We start from the raw sequence: 16,081 nt of genomic DNA on the forward strand, positions 1-16,081 counted from the left end.
CCTGACGATGCCCGAACGTCACCACACCCGGCCTGGCCACCAGCACCTCCAGCACAACCAAGATCAGTTGCACTGAATCCTAGAAACCGCCGGCCAAAAACCGTCGCTAACTTCATGATCAACGAGGTGATCGACCGGTGCGCGGGGTGAGGGGTTAGCGGACCGTTAGCTGGAGGGTGTGCCAGCCGGTGGCGCCGTCGGGGGCTACCGGGCGGGGTTGGCTGGGTTGGGTTTCACCGGTGGCGTCGGTGGCGCGTACGCGGAGGGTGTGGTCGCCCTCCGTTGCCTGCCACTGCCAGGACCACTGCACCCAGGTGTCCACGGAGGCGGACGGGGCGAGCGTGGCCTGCTCCCACGGGCCGCCGTCGACCTGCACCTCGACCTGCTTGATCCCCCGGTGCTGCGCCCAGGCCACCCCGGCGACCGTGACCGGGCCGGGGGTGAGCCGGTTGCGCGACCGGGGCGTGTCGATCCGGGACTGGGTCTTGATCGGCCCCTCCGGCGACCAGCCGCGCGGCACCCAGTAGGCGTCGAAGTCGGAGAACCGGGTCAGCTCCAGCTCCACCACCCACTTGCAGGCCGAGACGTAGCCGTACAGGCCGGGCACCACGACCCGGACCGGGAAACCGTGCTGGACCGGAAGCGGTTCGCCGTTCATGCCGACCGCCAGCATGGCATCGCGCCCGTCGCGCATCAGCGCGGTCGGAGTGCCGCAGGTCCAGCCGTCGGCGGACCGGCCCACCACCTGGTCGGCGTCGTTGAGCGGCCCGGCCTGGTCGAGCAGGTCCTTCAGCGGTACGCCGAGCCAGCGCGCGTTGCCGATCAGGTCCCCACCGACCTCGTTGGACACGCAGGCGAGCGTGATGTCGCGCTCGATCAGCGGACGGGCGAGCAGGTCGGCGTAGTTCAGGGTGATCGGGTTGCGGACCCGGCCGTGGATGCGCAGTTGCCAGGTTCCCGGGTCGACCTGCGGCACTACCAGCGCGGTGTCGATCCGGTAGAACTGGGAGTTCGGCGTGGTGTACGGGGCCAGTTGCGCCAGCGACAGGTCGGCACCGGCCGGCACCGGTGGCGCCGGGCTGGCCGGGGCGGGCAGCGTCACCGCCGCTCGGGCGTCGGACACCCCGCGCCGGGTGGCGATCCAGCGCCCGCCGAAGCCGCTCAACGCCGCGGCCCCCAACGTCACCCCCACCCCGGTCAGGAACCGTCGCCGCCCCTCCGCGAAATCCTCCCGGTCGGCCAACTCCCGCCGCTCGGCCGCACCCCGATCCTCGGCCGCTCCCCGAGCCTCGACCGGCTCCCACTGCTCAGCGGCACCCCCACTCCCGGCCGACTCCCGCCGCTCGGCCGCACCCTCCCGCTCGGCGGCACCCTCGCGCTCGGTCACCTCCCGAGCGCCGGTCAGGGATGGCACGGTGGATTCGACCAGGGGTGCGTCCGGCCAGGGAGCGGGGACCAGGACGGCACGCAGCCGGCGGAACACTCCGGCCGCGAGGGCGGCGCCGACCAGCGAGGGCAGTACGGCACCGGCGCCCGCACCCGGACGGGTCAGTGCCGCGATCGCCCCGACGAGGCCGAACAGGGCGATGCCGGCGTACCCGACCAGTGGGGCGCGCAGGGCGCGTACGCCGATCAGCGCGGCGAAGCCGGCCAGCAGTACGCCGGTGCCGACCAGCAGCGCGGTCTTGTCGTGTACGCCGAACACGTCGATCGCGAACTGCTTCAGCGGCTCGGGTACGAGGTCGACCACGACCCCGCCGACCGCGACCAGCGGAGCGGACCGCGCCCCGGTCAGTACGGCGACCAGTTCGGCCGAGCCGATCGCGACCGCGGCGGCGGCGATCCCGGCCAGTGCGCCGTACCTGCGCTGTTGGGTGCTCACCCGCCCAGTGTTGACGATCACGGAGCGGACCGGTAGTGACGTGGACCTCGGGCAGACGCAAACCAGGGTAGATCCGCGCGGATCTACCCTGGTTCGACGGTTACTACGGGTGTTGCGGTGTTACCGGGTGATCAGAAGCCCGGGCCGTGCTGGTGGCCGTGGCCGTGGCCACCGCCGGCGGGAGCCTCCGCCTTGGCCGGCTTCTCCACGATCAGGCTCTCCGTGGTGAGCAGCAGACCGGCGATCGACGCGGCGTTGATGACCGCGTTGCGGGTCACCTTCACCGGGTCGACGATGCCGGCCTTGGCCAGGTCGACGTACTCGTCGGTGGCGGCGTTGAGGCCGAAGCCCCAGTCGCTGCCGGCGACCTTCTGCACGACCACGTAACCGTCGTGACCGGCGTTCTGGGCGATCCAGCGCAGCGGCTCGACCAGCGCCTTGCGGACGATCGAGACACCGACCTTCTCGTCACCGGTGAAGCCCAGGTCGTCGTCGAGCACCGAGGCGATCTGCACCAGTGCGGCGCCGCCGCCCGGGACGATGCCCTCCTCGACCGCGGCCTTGGTGGCGGCGATGGCGTCTTCGATGCGGTGCTTGCGCTCCTTCATCTCGACCTCGGTCGCCGCGCCGGCCTTGATCACCGCGATGCCACCGGAGAGCTTCGCCAGCCGCTCGGCCAGCTTCTCCCGGTCCCACTCGGAGTCCGAGGCCTCGATCTCCTTGCGGATCTGGGCGACCCGGTCGGCCACCTCGGTGTCGCGGCCCTTGCCGTCGATCACCGTGGTGTTGTCCTTGTCGACCACGACCCGGCGGGCGCTACCGAGCACCTCGAGGCCGACCGCGTCGAGCTTGTAGCCAAGCTCGGGGGCGACCAGCTCGGCGCCGGTGATGACCGCCATGTCCTGCAGCAGCGCCTTGCGGCGGTCGCCGAACCCGGGGGCCTTGACCGCGCAGACCTTGACGGTCTTGCGGATCGAGTTGACCACGAGCGTGGACAGGGCCTGGCCCTCGACGTCCTCGGCCACGATGAGCAGCGGCTTGCTGGTCTGGAGGACCTTCTCCAGCAGCGGCAGCAGCTCTTCGATGGCCGAGATCTTCTGAGTCGTGATCAGGATGTACGGGTCGTCGAGGACCGCTTCCTGCGACTCGGCGTCGGTCACGAAGTTGGGCGAGATGAAGCCCTTGTCGAACTGCAGGCCCTCGGTGACCTCCAGCTCGGTGGCGAGGGTGGAGCCTTCCTCGACGGTGATGACACCGTCGCGGCCGACCCGCTCCATCGCCTCGGCGATCAGGTCGCCGATGGTCGCGTCCTGCGCGGAGATGGTCGCCACGTGCGCGACCGACTCCCGGCTGCCGACCTCGACGGCCTTGGTGAGCAGCGCCTCGGACACCTTGGTGGCGGCCGCGTCGATGCCCCGCTTGAGACCGGTCGGGTTCGCCCCGGCGGTCACGTTGCGCAGGCCCTCGCGGACGAGTGCCTGGGCCAGCACGGTCGCGGTGGTGGTCCCGTCGCCGGCGACGTCGTTGGTCTTGGTCGCCACCTCCTTGACCAGCTGCGCGCCGAGGTTCTCGTAGGGGTTGGTGAGTTCGATCTCCTTGGCGATGGTCACGCCATCATTGGTGATCGTCGGTGCACCGAACTTCTTGTCCAGAACGACGTTGCGCCCGCGCGGGCCGAGGGTGACCTTGACCGTGTCGGCGAGCGTGTTGACACCGTGCTCCAGCAGGTGCCGGGCGTCATCCGAGAAGCTCAGAATCTTCGCCATGTTTTACTCGGGTCCCTTCACACAGCACTGCCCCGGCCCGGCATGCCGGTCCGGGGCAGTGATCACTGATCGGTCAGATCACTACTTCTCGATGACCGCGAGGACGTCGCGGGCGGAGAGTACGAGGTACTCCTCGCCGGCGTACTTAACCTCGGTGCCGCCGTACTTCGAGTAGAGGACCGTGTCGCCGACCTTGACGTCAACCGGGATCCGGTTGCCCTTGTCGTCGATGCGGCCCGGGCCGACGGAGAGGACAGTGCCCTCCTGCGGCTTTTCCTTGGCGGTGTCGGGGATCACGATGCCCGACGCCGTGGTCGTCTCAGCCTCGTTCGCCTGGACCAGGATCCGGTCCTCGAGCGGCTTGATCGCAACCTTGGTCGCGGTAGTCACGGGCATACCCTCCTGGGGTACTGGTTTCTGTGCTGACCAGCAAGCCGGCCAGCGTCAATCTGCCACATGCCACCGGGCGGGTCCGTCGTCGCGGGAGCCGGTCCGCCTGGCGTTTCAGCCACCGGACCGGAGCCCGGAAGCTGGCACCCTCAGACTGAGAGTGCTAACGGCAGGTTATGCCGGTGGCTAGCACTCCGTCAAGGAGAGTGCCAACATGGCGGCCGGCGTGTTCGGCGAAACCCCTTACCAGGACACCGGCGGACCGGCTCCGCCGCACCTTCCGGACGCCGCGCCCGTCCCACCAGCGATCGACGTGTACTGCCTCACATCCGGCGTGTGCTGCCTCACAATGACTCGATGGACCTCGACCAGCTCGCCGCGCTGCGTACTCCGGTCGGGTTGACCGCGCTCGCCGCGGCGGCCGAGTTGGCCGGCGGTGACCCGCTGGCCGCCGCCACCGCGCTCCGGTCGGCGGGCCTGCCCGGGCCGCTCGCCGCCACCGCCCTCACCCAGGCCGAGCTGCGCCGCCGCGCGGTCGGCAAGTTCGGCCCGGCCGCCGCCGGGATGTTCTTCACCCGCGCCGGCCTGGAGCAGGCCACCAGGGCGGTGGTCGCGGACCGGCGAGCGCGCCGGTTGCGGGCCGCCGGGGTGCGCACCCTGGCCGACCTCGGTTGCGGCCTCGGCGCGGACGCGCTCGCCGCCGCCCGCGCCGGGATCCGGGTGTACGGGGTGGAGGCCGACCCGGCCACCGCCGCGCTGGCCGCCGCGAACGCGGAGGCGGCCGGGCTGGCCGGCTGTTTCACCGTCGAGTGCGCCGACGCCACGAGTTTCGACCTGACCGGGATGGACGCGGTCTTCTGTGATCCGGCCCGGCGCTCGACCGGCGGCCGGCGGATCTTCGACCCGGCCGCCTACTCCCCGCCGTGGGACTTCGTCCTCGGCCTGGCCCGGCGGGTCCCGTGCACGGTGGTGAAGGTCGCTCCCGGCCTGGACCACGCGCTGATCCCGCCCGGCGCCGAGGCGGAGTGGGTCAGCGTCGACCGGGAACTCGTCGAGGCCGCCCTCTGGTGCGGCCCGCTCGCCGCAACTCCCCGCCGCGCCACCCTGCTCCGGCCCCCCGCTGCCGCTTCCGGTGGTACAAGGGCCCCTGCCCAACGCTCGGGCGAGACCGGGGACGACGGGGTCCGGGTGGCCGAGCTCACCGGGACAGGTGCCGTCGAGGCGCCGGTCGGCCCGATCCGTCGGTACGTCTACGACCCGGACGGCGCGGTGGTCCGGGCCCACCTGGTCGCCGAGTTCGCCCTCACCGTGGACGGCACTCTCGCCGACCCGGACATCGCCTACGTGTACGCCGACAAGCCGCGGCCGACCCCGTACGCCCGCTGTCTGGAGATCACCGACGTGCTGCCGTTCTCGCTGAAGCGGCTGCGCGGCCTGCTCCGGATGCGCGGGGTCGGTCGGGTGGAGATCCTGAAGCGGGGTTCGGCGGTGGATCCGGAGCGGCTCCGGCGCGATCTGCGGCTCGCCGGCACCGAGCCGGCCAGCCTGGTCCTGACCCGGGTGGCCGGCGCGCCCACCGTGCTGGTCTGTCAGCCGGTGGCTCCGAACCGGTAGGGTCCCGGCCGTGGCAGGTCAGGGGACCCCGGCAACGGCACTGCTGGTGAAGCAGAAGGTCGCGCACACCACCCACCCGTACGACGTGCCGGTGGAGTCGCCGCGTTACGGCGCGGAGGTGGCCGCGGCTCTCGGCGTGGACCCGGAGCGGGTGTTCAAGTCCCTGATCACCGAGGTCGACGGAGCGTTGACCGTGGCGGTCGTACCGGTCACCGGGGAACTGGACCTCAAGGCGTTGGCGGCGGCGGTGGGCGGCAAACGGGCGGCGCTGGCCGACCGGACCCTGGCCGAACGGACAACCGGTTACGTCCGGGGCGGGATCAGCCCGCTGGGCCAACGGAAACGGCTACCCACCGTAATCGATTCGTCAGCGGAGCGTTTCTCTACTGTGTACGTCTCCGCCGGTCGCCGGGGCCTTGAGCTCCAGCTCGCACCGGCCGACCTGATCCGGCTGACCAGCGCAATCAGCGCCTCGATCGCCGCCGGCGCCTGATCCGCGTACTGCCCACTATCGACCGACTTGCGGCTGCATGCCGGTACTTGGTCAGCCAATGACCGTCGTTGCGCTCTGTGCTTTTTCTTACACAAAATTGATAGCACTCGGCCGTACGGCGTGAGCCGACACCGACCCCCTTCGCGCCACGGTTCGGTCATTTGGCCCGCCGCGTGCCGAACCGGGCGGCAAATCGGCACGATCCGCCCAGGCGATTCAGGCCCATGACGGCCGGGTGTCAGTCGCGTTGCTGAATTGTTATCGCAGGCAACAAAACTCGTGGCCTCGGCACTCTTGTGCCTCACCCCGCGAGCGCAATACGTTGCCGGACACAACAAAAGTAAGTACGGCCCACTCTGAACACCCCTGCAGTGGCGGCGACCGCACCGAACAGACGCCGCACCACGCAACGACTCAGCGGACCGAACCCCACCCCCCGAAAGGACCCGAGCAATGCGCAAAGGGATCCTCACCATCGCCGCCGTGGGCCTCCTGGCCACCGGTGCCCTGACGGCCTGCGGCGACAGCTCCGACGACGCCGGCAGCGGCAGCGCCAAGACCCCGAAGATCGGCGTGATCCTGCCGGACAGCGCCTCCTCCGACCGCTGGGAGACCGCGGACCGGAAGTACCTCGAAGAGGCCTTCAAGACCGCGGGCGTCGAGTACGTCATCCAGAACGCCCAGGGTGACAAGTCGCAGTTCCAGACGATCGCGGACCAGATGATCACCGGTGGCGCGACCGCCCTGATGATCGTGAACCTGGACTCCGGCACCGGTAAGGCCGTACTCGACAAGGCGAAGTCGCAGGGCGTCGCCACCATCGACTACGACCGCCTCACCCTCGGCGGCTCGGCCCAGTACTACGTCAGCTTCGACAACGTCGCGGTTGGCAAGCTGCAGGGCGAGGGCCTGGTCAAGTGCCTGACCGACAAGGGCGTCAAGAACCCGGTCGTGGCCGAGCTGAACGGCTCGCCGACCGACAACAACGCCACGCTGTTCAAGAACGGGTACGACTCGGTGCTCCAGCCCAAGTTCGACTCCAAGGAGTACGTCAAGGGCCCCGACACCTCCGTCCCCGGCTGGGACAACGCCCAGGCGGGCACCATCTTCGAGCAGAACCTGACCTCGCAGGGTGGCAAGATCGACGGCGTCCTGGCCGCGAACGACGGCCTCGGCAACGCGGTCATCTCCGTGCTGAAGAAGAACAGCCTCAACGGCAAGGTCCCGGTGACCGGCCAGGACGCGACCGTCCAGGGTCTGCAGAACATCCTCGCCGGTGACCAGTGCATGACCGTCTACAAGGCGATCAAGCAGGAGGCGCAGGCCGGTGCCGAGCTGGCCATCGCGCTGGCGAAGGGCGAGAAGAAGGACACCGGCCAGACGGTCAAGGACCCCGAGGGCGGCCGTGACGTGCCGTCGGTCCTGCTGACCCCGAAGGCCATCGACAAGTCGAACGTCAAGGCGGTCATCGACGACGGCTTCGTCACCAAGGAAGAGCTGTGCACCGCGGCGTACGCCGCCGCCTGCACCGCAGCCGGAATCAGCTGACCTCTGCTCTGACCCCGACCGGAGTCACCGTGCCCGTCCGCCGACCGTAGTCGGTGGACGGGCACACCGGTTGACCCGACCGGGTTGCCTGATCGGACCTTCGCGACCGGAGCCCCGCGAACGGACACCCCGCGACCGGAACACCCCGCGATCGGACACCTGTGAAAAGGAGACCCACCGTGTCCGCGACACCCTTGCTGGAGCTGCGCGGGATCGACAAGAACTTCGGTCCCGTGCAGGTCCTGCGCGACGTCGCCTTCGCCGCATACCCGGGCGAGGTGACCGCACTCGTCGGCGACAATGGCGCCGGCAAGTCCACGCTGGTCAAGTGCATCAGCGGCATCTACCCCGCCGACGGTGGTGAGTTCATCTTCGACGGCAAGCCGGTGACCGTGAACAACCCGCGGGATGCCGCCGCGCTCGGCATCGAGGTCGTCTACCAGGACCTCGCGCTCTGCGACAACCTCGACATCGTGCAGAACATGTTCCTCGGCCGGGAGAAGACCAGCGGTCTGGTCCTGGACGAGGTGACGATGGAGCGGATGGCCGCGGAGACCCTCGCCGGCCTGTCCGTCCGTACGGTGAAGTCGCTGCGCCAGCTCGTGGCCAGCCTCTCCGGCGGGCAGCGGCAGACGGTCGCGATCGCCAAGGCCGTGCTCTGGAACAGCAAACTGGTCATCCTCGACGAGCCGACCGCCGCGCTCGGCGTCGCGCAGACCGCCCAGGTGCTCGAACTGGTCCGCCGGCTGGCCGACAACGGGCTCTCGGTCGTCCTCATCTCGCACAACATGAACGACGTCTTCGCCGTCTCGGACCGGATCGCCGCGCTCTACCTCGGGCGGTCGGTTGCCCAGGTCAAGACCACCGACATCACCCACTCGCAGATCGTCGAACTGATCACCGCAGGACGCAGCGGTGATCTCGGCCTGCGGTCCGAGAACGGCGACAGCAGCGGCGCCGGTCACGCGGAACTCATCACCCCTGGAGCCGAGCAATGAGCACCTCCACCCCTACCGCGGTGCGCGAGGAGCCGGTGCCCGTACCGACGCGCACGGTCAACGACCACGTACGCGACTACATCGGTCGGGTACGTGGCGGCGACATCGGCGCGCTGCCGGCCGTACTCGGCCTGGTGGTGCTCTGTATCGGCTTCTCGATCGCCCGACCGGAGTTCTTCTCCGCCATCAACTTCGCCAACCTCTTCACCCAGGGCGCCGCGGTCATCCTGATCGCCATGGGGCTGGTCTTCGTCCTGCTGCTCGGCGAGATCGACCTCTCCGCCGGTTTTGCCAGCGGCGTCTGTGCCTCCGTGCTCGCGGTCCTGCTCACCCTGCACGGCTGGCCCTGGTACGGGGCACTGGCGGCGGCCCTGGTCACCGGTGTGGTGATCGGTCTAGTGCTCGGCGTACTGGTGGCGAAGGTCGGCATCCCGTCCTTCGTGGTCACCCTCGCCGCGTTCCTCGCCTTCCAGGGCGTGGTGCTGCTGCTCATCAAGGGTGGCACCAACATCTCGGTCCAGGACAAGGTCATCGTCTCGATCGAGAACAGCAACGTGAAGCCGCTGATCGGCTGGTTGCTCGCCGCCGTGGCGGTGCTCGGTTACGCCGCCGTACAGCTCATCCGTTATCGCACGCGGGTGGCCCGGGGCCTGATCGTCGACCCGTTCCTGGTGGTCCTGGCCCGGATCGCCGCCGTCGCCCTGCTCGTCGGCGTCGCGACGTACATCCTGAACCAGGAACGCAGCATCAACACCCTGATCACCTCGAACAAGGGCATGCCGATCGTCGTACCGGTGATCGCGATCCTGCTGGTCGTGCTCACCTTCGTACTCCAGCGCACGGTCTACGGCCGGCACGTCTACGCGGTCGGCGGCAACGCCGAGGCCGCCCGTCGGGCCGGCATCAACGTGGACCGGATCCGGATCTCGGTCTTCGTGATCTGTTCGCTGCTCGCCGCGATCGGCGGCATCGTGGCGGCCAGCCGTGGCCGGTCGGTCGACCCGAACACGGGTGGCAGTAACGTGCTGCTCTACGCGGTCGGCGCGGCGGTGATCGGCGGCACCAGCCTCTTCGGCGGCAAGGGCCGGGTGTTCGACGCGGTCCTCGGTGGCGCGGTGGTCGCGGTGATCGACAACGGGATGGGCCTGCTGGGCTACAGCTCCGGCGTCAAGTTCGTGGTCACCGGCCTGGTGCTGTTGGCCGCGGCCGGGGTGGACGCACTCTCCAGAAGACGTGCCGCCGCCACCGGACACAGATGACGCTGTCTCTCGAAAGTGATGTGAACGACCGATGCGCGCCGGGCCGAGCCAGGAGGAAGTCCGCCGCCAGAACCTGGGCGCGCTGCTCCGCTACGTGCACGTGCACGGCGCGACGTCGCGAGCGGAACTCACCACCGCGCTGGGGCTCAACCGCAGCACGATCGGCGCGCTGACCGCCGAGCTGACCGCCGCGGGCCTGGTCAGCGAACGGGCACCCCGGGAAACCGGCCGGGCCGGACGACCGTCACTGGTCGTCCGGCCCGAGTCCGCCCGGGTCTACGCGTACGCGTTCAGCATCGAGGTGGACCGCCTGCGGGTTGCCCGGGTCGGGCTCGGGGGTGTGGTCCTCGACCGGCGGGAGGCGCCCCGGCCGCCGGATGTGCCGGCCGAGGAGTCGGTGCCGGTGCTGGCCGGTTTCCTCAAGGAGATGCTCCAGTCGGTGCCGAAGGGCTCCGTCTACGTCGGTGGCGGCGTCGCGGTCTGCGGCATGATGCGGAGCCGGGACGGCGCGGTCCACGTACACCCGCCGACCGACTGGGTCGACGGGTCGCTGGGCCCGGTGCTCACCGCCGACCTGGACTCGAACCGGCCGATCCTGGTGAACCGGGCGGCCGACGTCAGCGCCCTGGCCGAACACACCCGGGGCGCGGCGGCCGGTCTGGACAACGTGATCTACCTGCACCAGGACGTCGGCGTCGACGCCGGCATCATCGTCGGCGGCCGGCGGTTGACCGGGCACGGCGGCTTCGGCGGCGAGGTGGGCCACATGGTGGTCCATCCGGGCGGCCAGCCGTGCGGCTGCGGCTCACGCGGCTGCTGGGAGACCGAGATCGGCGAGTACGCGCTGCTCCAGGCCGCCGGCCGGGGCGACGCGATGGGGCACGACGCCGCCCGCTCGGTGGTGGAGGCCGCGGCGTACGGAGACGCGAGCGCGAAGACCGCGGTACGGCAGGTCGGCGACTGGCTCGGTTTCGGTGTGGCGAACCTGATCAACATCTTCAACCCGGACGTGGTGATCTTCGGCGGGCCACTGCGGGACATCTACCTCGCCGCCGCCACCCAGGTACGCAGCCGCCTCAACGCGATGGCGCTGCCCGTCCCCCGCGACCACGTGCGGCTGCGGACCCCGCAGCTCAGTGACGAGGCGGTGCTGATCGGTGCGGCCGAGCTGGCCTTCGAACAGTTGCTGGCCGATCCGCTGGACGCCACCGCCTAACTTCGGTGCGTACGCTGTCCTTCGTGGACGTGCAGATGCGGGCTTCCGACGACGACCGGCAACGGGTGGTCGACGACCTGCAACGGCACACCACCGAGGGCCGGTTGACCCTGGACGAGTTCACCGAACGCCTTCGGGTCGTCTACGCCGCCCGTACGCTGGACGACCTGGCCGAGATCACCCGTGACCTGCCCACGGCCCCGTCATCGGCGGGCGCCGGTGACCACACCCGGCGGGACCTGCTGGTCATCTTCGCGGTCGCCGTCGCGACCCTGATCCTGCTCGGCGTCTTCATGGGGGTCACCCGCTGACCGGCGGCAGCACCTTGACCATCACCATGGTCACCCGGCGGGCTGCCATCGCTGGGTGTGGGTGGTGCAGAAATCGCGAAAGCTTGTCGGTGCGCGACCGGTGACGTCGGTGACCGTCGCGGTGGTCCGGTCTTCGGCTCCGCCAGCGATGGCGTGGTCCATACCGGCGAGGAGGGCGGCGAACTCGTCCGGAATGCCGGTGTCGGTGAGCCGCTGCCGCATGGTGTCCACGGTGACGCTGCGGTGCCGGACCGGTCGCCCGCTCAACTCGGTGATCGTCGCGGCGATCTCGGCGTAGCTCAGCGCCTGCGGGCCGGTGAGGATGTGGTCGGTGTTGTGCGGTGTCGGGTCGGTGAGGGCGCGTACCGCCACGGCGGCGATGTCGGCGGCGTCGATGAAGCCGACCCTGCCGTGACCGGTCGCGGTCACGATCTCGCCTCGTTCCCGAATGCTGTGGGCATGCATGTGGTCGTCGGCGAGGTTCTGCATGAACCAGGACGGTCGCAGCACCGCCCACTCGGGGAACATGTCGCCGATCGCGGTGTGTACCAGCCCCAGGCCCGTGCCGCCCGCCGGAATGGCCGAGGAACTGAGCAGTACGACCCGCCGCACGCCGGTGCCGTGTGCCAGGTCAAGGAACGGTCGCATCTGCCGCGCCGGGTCGGTGGCTCCGATCGGCGGTATGAGGTAGACGGCACGTACGCCATCGAGGGCTGCGGGGTAGGTGCGCTGGTCGTCCCAGTCGAAGTGCACGTGCCGGCGCGCGGCTTCCGCCTCGGCGGGTCGGCGTCGGCTCGCGCCGCGTACGGGGCGTCCGAGTTGGGCGAGTCGGGCGGCGATCCGTCGGCCGGTGTTACCGGTCGAACCGGTCACGAGGATGGTTTCGGGATCACTCATCGGACGGCACCGGTTTCCGCACCGCTCAGCAGGTCGTCGCCGAGTGCTTCGAGCGCGACCATCGGATTCCAGTAGTCCCGATAGTGGGTGATCCTGCCGTCGGAGACCGTCACCACGGCGACGTAGGAGATCTCGTACGGCTTGCCGGTGGCCACGACGGTTCCGGTGGCTCCGAATTCGGCCACCACGACCGCCGGATCGGTCGTTTCGTGCACGGTGAGGTGGGTGATCTCGGCGATGTCGAGCTTCTCGGGGTAGTCGATGAGGTAGCCCGTGATCGCGGCGATCCCGTCGAGCCGGCGGGGCGACGCTGGCGGCGCGAAGGGGAACTCGGCTACGGCCTCCTCGTGCCACAGCCGGAGGTAACCACGCATGTCCTTGGCGAGCAGGAATTCCACGCTGCGCCGGAAGACGGCAGCAGTTGTGTCGGTCATGGCTTCTCCCTTGATGAAACACTGCCCGGTATATGATCCGGACCGCTGGTCCGTTTTGAACATACGGACCAGCGGTCCGGATTGTCAATCGGAGGGCAGGACCTGATGTCGACAGTGCGCAAGGAGCGAGCCGATGCCGCCCGCAACCGGGAGACGGTGCTGGCTGCCGCAGCCCGCCTGCTCGACGCTGCGAACGACCCCGCTCAGGTGTCGATGGGGGACATCGCGGTCGCCGCCGGTGTAGGGAAGGGGACGTTGTTCCGAGGGTTCGGCGATCGGACCGGCCTTCTTCAGGCCCTCGTCGAGCAGCGCACCGAACGGTTGCGCGATGAACTGGCCGCTGCGGAACCACCCCACGGCAACCCGCCAGGTCCGGTCGACCGGGTGACGGCGATACTCGACGCGATCCTGCGGTTCAAGCTGGCGAACCGGTCGCTGATGCTCGCCCTGGAGAACGCCGGCAGCGGCAGCCCGTACCTGAACTCGACCTACGGGCGATGGCACAGTCAACTGACGGAGATAGTCGCCGGGGTTCACGGGCCGGAGACGGCCGACTTCCTGGCCCATGCCCTGCTCGCCGCAGTCCGCAGCGACCTCATCGAACACCTGCGCGACCAACCGCCGGAGCGGCTCCGCGAGGGAGTCGCCCACCTCGCACGCACCATGGTCGGCTGAGCACACGCGTCATGGTCGGCTGAGACCGACATCGGCGCCGCCTGAGCTCTCGGCGGCAGACGACAACGCCCGCCCCGGGAGACCGGGCGGGCGCTGTTCGGTTGTTGCCTGGTCAGCTACGGCTGACGGGTTGCCACCTCGGTGACGAAGGCCCGCCACGCGTCGGGAGCGAAGGTCAGGGTGCCACCGTCGCGGTCCTTGGTGTCCCGGACGAAGACCCGACCGGGGAGGTTGTCCGCGACCTCGACACAGTTACTGCCACCGTCGCCGGACCGGGTCGACTTACGCCAATGTGGAGCGTGGGTCATGGGGTCACCTTCAGCTTCGTGATGAGTTCCAACGAGGCTTGCTCGGACAGGGCTGCTCCAAGAATGCTATCCCACTTGCGGTTGATCAGCCGGGTCAGATCCGGGTCGTCAACGACCTGGCCACGGGCGACGTTTTCCAGGTAGACCACCTGGTCATGATCGGGCAGCTCCGCCAGCATGAAGCCGCCGGTGAGGCCGACGTATTCACCGCAGTCGGCTGGGATGACGTGGATCCGGACGTGCCGCAGACCGGCGAGCTTCTTCAGGTGACCGAGCTGGGCGTCGAGCACCGCATGACCGCCGACCGGACGGGTCAGCGCGTTCTGATCCAGGACGAATATGCAGAACGGTGAGTCATCGCGTAACAGTAGTCGCTGCCGCTCCATCCGCACTGCGACCAGCTTCTCCACCTCGGCTTCCGGTAGCAGACCGCCCGCCGAGATGATCGCACGGGCATAGTCCTCCGTCTGAAGCATGCCCGGAATCAGGCACGGTTCGAAGGAACGTAGGCCGACCGCGTGCTCCTCGAATCCGCGCCACTTGGCGTACCAGTTCTCCGTCAGTTCCCGGTTGATCAGGTCGAGCAGTTCGGCCAGCAGGCCGCCGGTGCCTAGGGCCTTGTCCGACGCGACCGAGAATTCCATCGTCGGTCGGCGTCGACCCGTCTCGATCGCGGCGATGGTCGACGTGCTCCACGGGATGAGCGTCGCGAGCCCCTCCTGGGACACACCGGCACTCGATCGGGCCGCCTTCAGTGCCCGGATCCACATATCGATGTTCATTTACTTACTCCGTCTGTAAGTACGTGAGATGACGTGGGCGGTACATCGAAGAATCCTGCCTTGGATCGCTCACATAGTCCAGAGTGTATTCAGCGGAACCGCTCGGACCCATCGGCAAATGGAACCCGGACGGGCGGAACCGCGGGGCCGCCCCGGCTCCCCACCCGCCATGTCCGGGGCGGCCCCTTCCAAGGCGTACCGAAAAGGAGATCTTCGATGCTGGACGAGAAAAGCGAACCGATGACGACAACAAATGCGAAACCACCGACGGCCACTCCCCCGCGAGAAATGACACCCGACCTACCGCCGGCTTCGACGACCCGCAGACGTCCGACCAATCAGGGACGGGGGTACGCCACCCCGCCGGCCGCCGCACCCCTGGAACTGTTCGCGATCGGCGTCTCCGGACGGGTACGGCGTAACCCGTCCGCAGCGGTGTGACCGCTGGTGGCCGTACCCGAAAGCGGCCCCACCTGCCGATGCGGCCGACCTGGCTGTGCCGGGTCTGCGCAGCCAGGTGGCCGTGCGGTCCGGCGCGACTGACCCTGCTTGCCGAGTTCCACCGCAACCGGGTCGCGCTCTGCCTGTACCTGTCCGCGCAGTACGTGGACGCCCTACAGGACCTGGCGGAATTCAGCCCCAACGCGCCACGGGAAGACCTCTATGCCCGGTTCATCGGCTGGCCGCCGAACCCCCGCCGATGACAGAACCGCAGCGTCACCACCTGATCAAGGTCACCTTCAACCTCACCTCGTCGGCCGACGACGCGCTGAGCCGACTCACGGCCATCGACGGTAACCGTACCGACGCGATCAACCGCGCGATCAAGGTCGCCGCGCTACTGCACGAACTGGCACCGGACGGACGGTTCACCATCGCCGCACCGGACGGCACGAACAACAGGATCTATCTGATCTGACGGCCGCGAGAGGAACGGACAGGGCCGAGTGGACGAAGACGACGACCTGATCGCCGCACACCGCAACGACGACGCATGGCAGTGCGCGGACTGTCGGGAGGAATGGCCGTGCCCGACGTTCCGGCGTCGGCTGCGGATTCTGTATCACCGAGAGCCGGACAAACTTCGTATCTTCATGGGTCACTTCCGCGATCGTGCCGCAGAGGAACTTCGTGAACTCGACTCGACGCAACTCGACGTCCGGTTTCTCGGTTGGATCTCCGGCCCGCCTCCCGGTCGTCGCCTGCGGGCAATCTGACTCGCCCGTCGCAACTAACTAACGCGTTTTTTTCTTACATCAAAGATGATGTACGCACACCATCTTTGATGTACGTCCTTTTTTGCATTACTGCCGCGATTCGCGGCGCAGGCCCAGGCCCCAGGGCAGGACGGGCGCAGACCCCAGGGCAGGACGGGCGCAGGCCACGATCACGGACAGGCAGGCGCGGGCACGGGCGGGCACGGGCGGGCGGACGCGGGCACGGGCGGGCGGACGCGGGCTCGGGCGGGCGGACGCGGGCTCGGGCGGGCGGACGCGGGCTCGGGCGGG

Annotated in this window: 18 protein-coding genes; 11 read left to right on the forward strand and 7 right to left on the reverse strand. The window is 69.1% G+C overall.

Annotated elements, in window-relative coordinates:
• Positions 1-154: 154 nt before the first annotated feature.
• The 3 genes from ACWEFB_RS37820 to groES all read right to left on the reverse strand — a co-directional run bounded on the left by ACWEFB_RS37820 (position 155) and on the right by groES (position 4,044).
• On the reverse strand, positions 155-1,882 hold the full coding sequence (locus ACWEFB_RS37820; protein ID WP_452293041.1) for a molybdopterin-dependent oxidoreductase: 1,728 nt from the start codon (positions 1,880-1,882) through the stop codon (positions 155-157).
• Between the two features lie 131 nt (positions 1,883-2,013).
• On the reverse strand, positions 2,014-3,648 hold the full coding sequence (groL, locus tag ACWEFB_RS37825) for a chaperonin GroEL (protein WP_452293042.1): 1,635 nt from the start codon (positions 3,646-3,648) through the stop codon (positions 2,014-2,016).
• A gap of 81 nt (positions 3,649-3,729) precedes the next feature.
• Positions 3,730-4,044 (reverse strand): co-chaperone GroES, encoded by a 315-nt coding sequence (groES, locus tag ACWEFB_RS37830; RefSeq protein WP_121158486.1) that lies wholly within the window; start codon positions 4,042-4,044, stop codon positions 3,730-3,732.
• A 351-nt stretch (positions 4,045-4,395) separates the two neighbouring features.
• On the opposite strand from groES, the gene ACWEFB_RS37835 reads away from it, so the two are divergent.
• The 7 genes from ACWEFB_RS37835 (at position 4,396) to ACWEFB_RS37865 (ending at position 11,477) form a co-directional block, all read left to right on the forward strand.
• Positions 4,396-5,652, forward strand: a complete 1,257-nt coding sequence (locus tag ACWEFB_RS37835) for a THUMP-like domain-containing protein (protein ID WP_452293043.1) — start codon at positions 4,396-4,398, stop codon at positions 5,650-5,652.
• A gap of 10 nt (positions 5,653-5,662) precedes the next feature.
• Positions 5,663-6,145, forward strand: coding sequence for a Cys-tRNA(Pro) deacylase (gene ybaK / locus ACWEFB_RS37840; RefSeq protein WP_452293044.1), 483 nt, complete (start codon positions 5,663-5,665; stop codon positions 6,143-6,145).
• Positions 6,146-6,598: 453 nt separating this feature from the next.
• Complete coding sequence (locus ACWEFB_RS37845; RefSeq protein WP_452293045.1) at positions 6,599-7,693, forward strand: substrate-binding domain-containing protein; 1,095 nt, start codon at positions 6,599-6,601, stop codon at positions 7,691-7,693.
• 179 nt (positions 7,694-7,872) lie between these two features.
• On the forward strand, positions 7,873-8,691 hold the full coding sequence (locus ACWEFB_RS37850; RefSeq protein WP_326561016.1) for an ATP-binding cassette domain-containing protein: 819 nt from the start codon (positions 7,873-7,875) through the stop codon (positions 8,689-8,691).
• Complete coding sequence (locus ACWEFB_RS37855; RefSeq protein ID WP_326561017.1) at positions 8,688-9,950, forward strand: sugar ABC transporter permease; 1,263 nt, start codon at positions 8,688-8,690, stop codon at positions 9,948-9,950. Before ACWEFB_RS37850 ends, ACWEFB_RS37855 begins: the two co-directional genes overlap by 4 nt.
• 31 nt (positions 9,951-9,981) lie before the next feature.
• Positions 9,982-11,166, forward strand: coding sequence for an ROK family transcriptional regulator (locus tag ACWEFB_RS37860; RefSeq protein ID WP_452293046.1), 1,185 nt, complete (start codon positions 9,982-9,984; stop codon positions 11,164-11,166).
• A 23-nt stretch (positions 11,167-11,189) separates the two neighbouring features.
• Complete coding sequence (locus ACWEFB_RS37865; protein WP_452293047.1) at positions 11,190-11,477, forward strand: DUF1707 SHOCT-like domain-containing protein; 288 nt, start codon at positions 11,190-11,192, stop codon at positions 11,475-11,477.
• Positions 11,478-11,507: 30 nt separating this feature from the next.
• Here ACWEFB_RS37865 and ACWEFB_RS37870 read toward each other — a convergent pair whose 3' ends face one another.
• Both ACWEFB_RS37870 and ACWEFB_RS37875 read right to left on the reverse strand, forming a co-directional pair.
• A complete protein-coding gene (locus ACWEFB_RS37870; RefSeq protein WP_452293048.1) occupies positions 11,508-12,374 on the reverse strand; it encodes an ergot alkaloid biosynthesis protein in 867 nt (288 codons plus the stop codon).
• Positions 12,371-12,808 (reverse strand): nuclear transport factor 2 family protein, encoded by a 438-nt coding sequence (locus tag ACWEFB_RS37875; protein ID WP_452293049.1) that lies wholly within the window; start codon positions 12,806-12,808, stop codon positions 12,371-12,373. Before ACWEFB_RS37875 ends, ACWEFB_RS37870 begins: the two co-directional genes overlap by 4 nt.
• 105 nt (positions 12,809-12,913) lie before the next feature.
• Here ACWEFB_RS37875 and ACWEFB_RS37880 point away from each other — a divergent pair, with 105 nt between their 5' ends.
• A complete protein-coding gene (locus ACWEFB_RS37880) occupies positions 12,914-13,483 on the forward strand; it encodes a TetR/AcrR family transcriptional regulator (RefSeq protein ID WP_452293050.1) in 570 nt (189 codons plus the stop codon).
• Between the two features lie 116 nt (positions 13,484-13,599).
• Here ACWEFB_RS37880 and ACWEFB_RS37885 read toward each other — a convergent pair whose 3' ends face one another.
• Both ACWEFB_RS37885 and ACWEFB_RS37890 read right to left on the reverse strand, forming a co-directional pair.
• Positions 13,600-13,791, reverse strand: coding sequence for a DUF397 domain-containing protein (locus ACWEFB_RS37885; protein ID WP_452293051.1), 192 nt, complete (start codon positions 13,789-13,791; stop codon positions 13,600-13,602).
• On the reverse strand, positions 13,788-14,573 hold the full coding sequence (locus ACWEFB_RS37890) for a helix-turn-helix domain-containing protein (protein ID WP_452293052.1): 786 nt from the start codon (positions 14,571-14,573) through the stop codon (positions 13,788-13,790). The genes ACWEFB_RS37885 and ACWEFB_RS37890 overlap by 4 nt, the downstream gene beginning before the upstream one ends.
• A 479-nt stretch (positions 14,574-15,052) precedes the next feature.
• On the opposite strand from ACWEFB_RS37890, the gene ACWEFB_RS37895 reads away from it, so the two are divergent.
• The 3 genes from ACWEFB_RS37895 to ACWEFB_RS37905 are packed head-to-tail and all read left to right on the forward strand — an operon-like array spanning position 15,053 to position 15,790.
• On the forward strand, positions 15,053-15,277 hold the full coding sequence (locus ACWEFB_RS37895; RefSeq protein WP_452293053.1) for a flavin reductase: 225 nt from the start codon (positions 15,053-15,055) through the stop codon (positions 15,275-15,277).
• Positions 15,274-15,492 carry a hypothetical protein gene (locus ACWEFB_RS37900; RefSeq protein ID WP_452293054.1) on the forward strand — a complete coding sequence of 73 codons (219 nt, stop codon included), beginning with the start codon at positions 15,274-15,276 and terminating at the stop codon, positions 15,490-15,492. Before ACWEFB_RS37895 ends, ACWEFB_RS37900 begins: the two co-directional genes overlap by 4 nt.
• A 28-nt stretch (positions 15,493-15,520) precedes the next feature.
• Entirely contained in the window at positions 15,521-15,790 is a 270-nt protein-coding gene (locus tag ACWEFB_RS37905; protein ID WP_452293055.1) for a hypothetical protein, read from the forward strand.
• Positions 15,791-16,081 lie beyond the last annotated feature (291 nt).

The organism is Micromonospora sp. NPDC004704 (genome assembly GCF_053601675.1).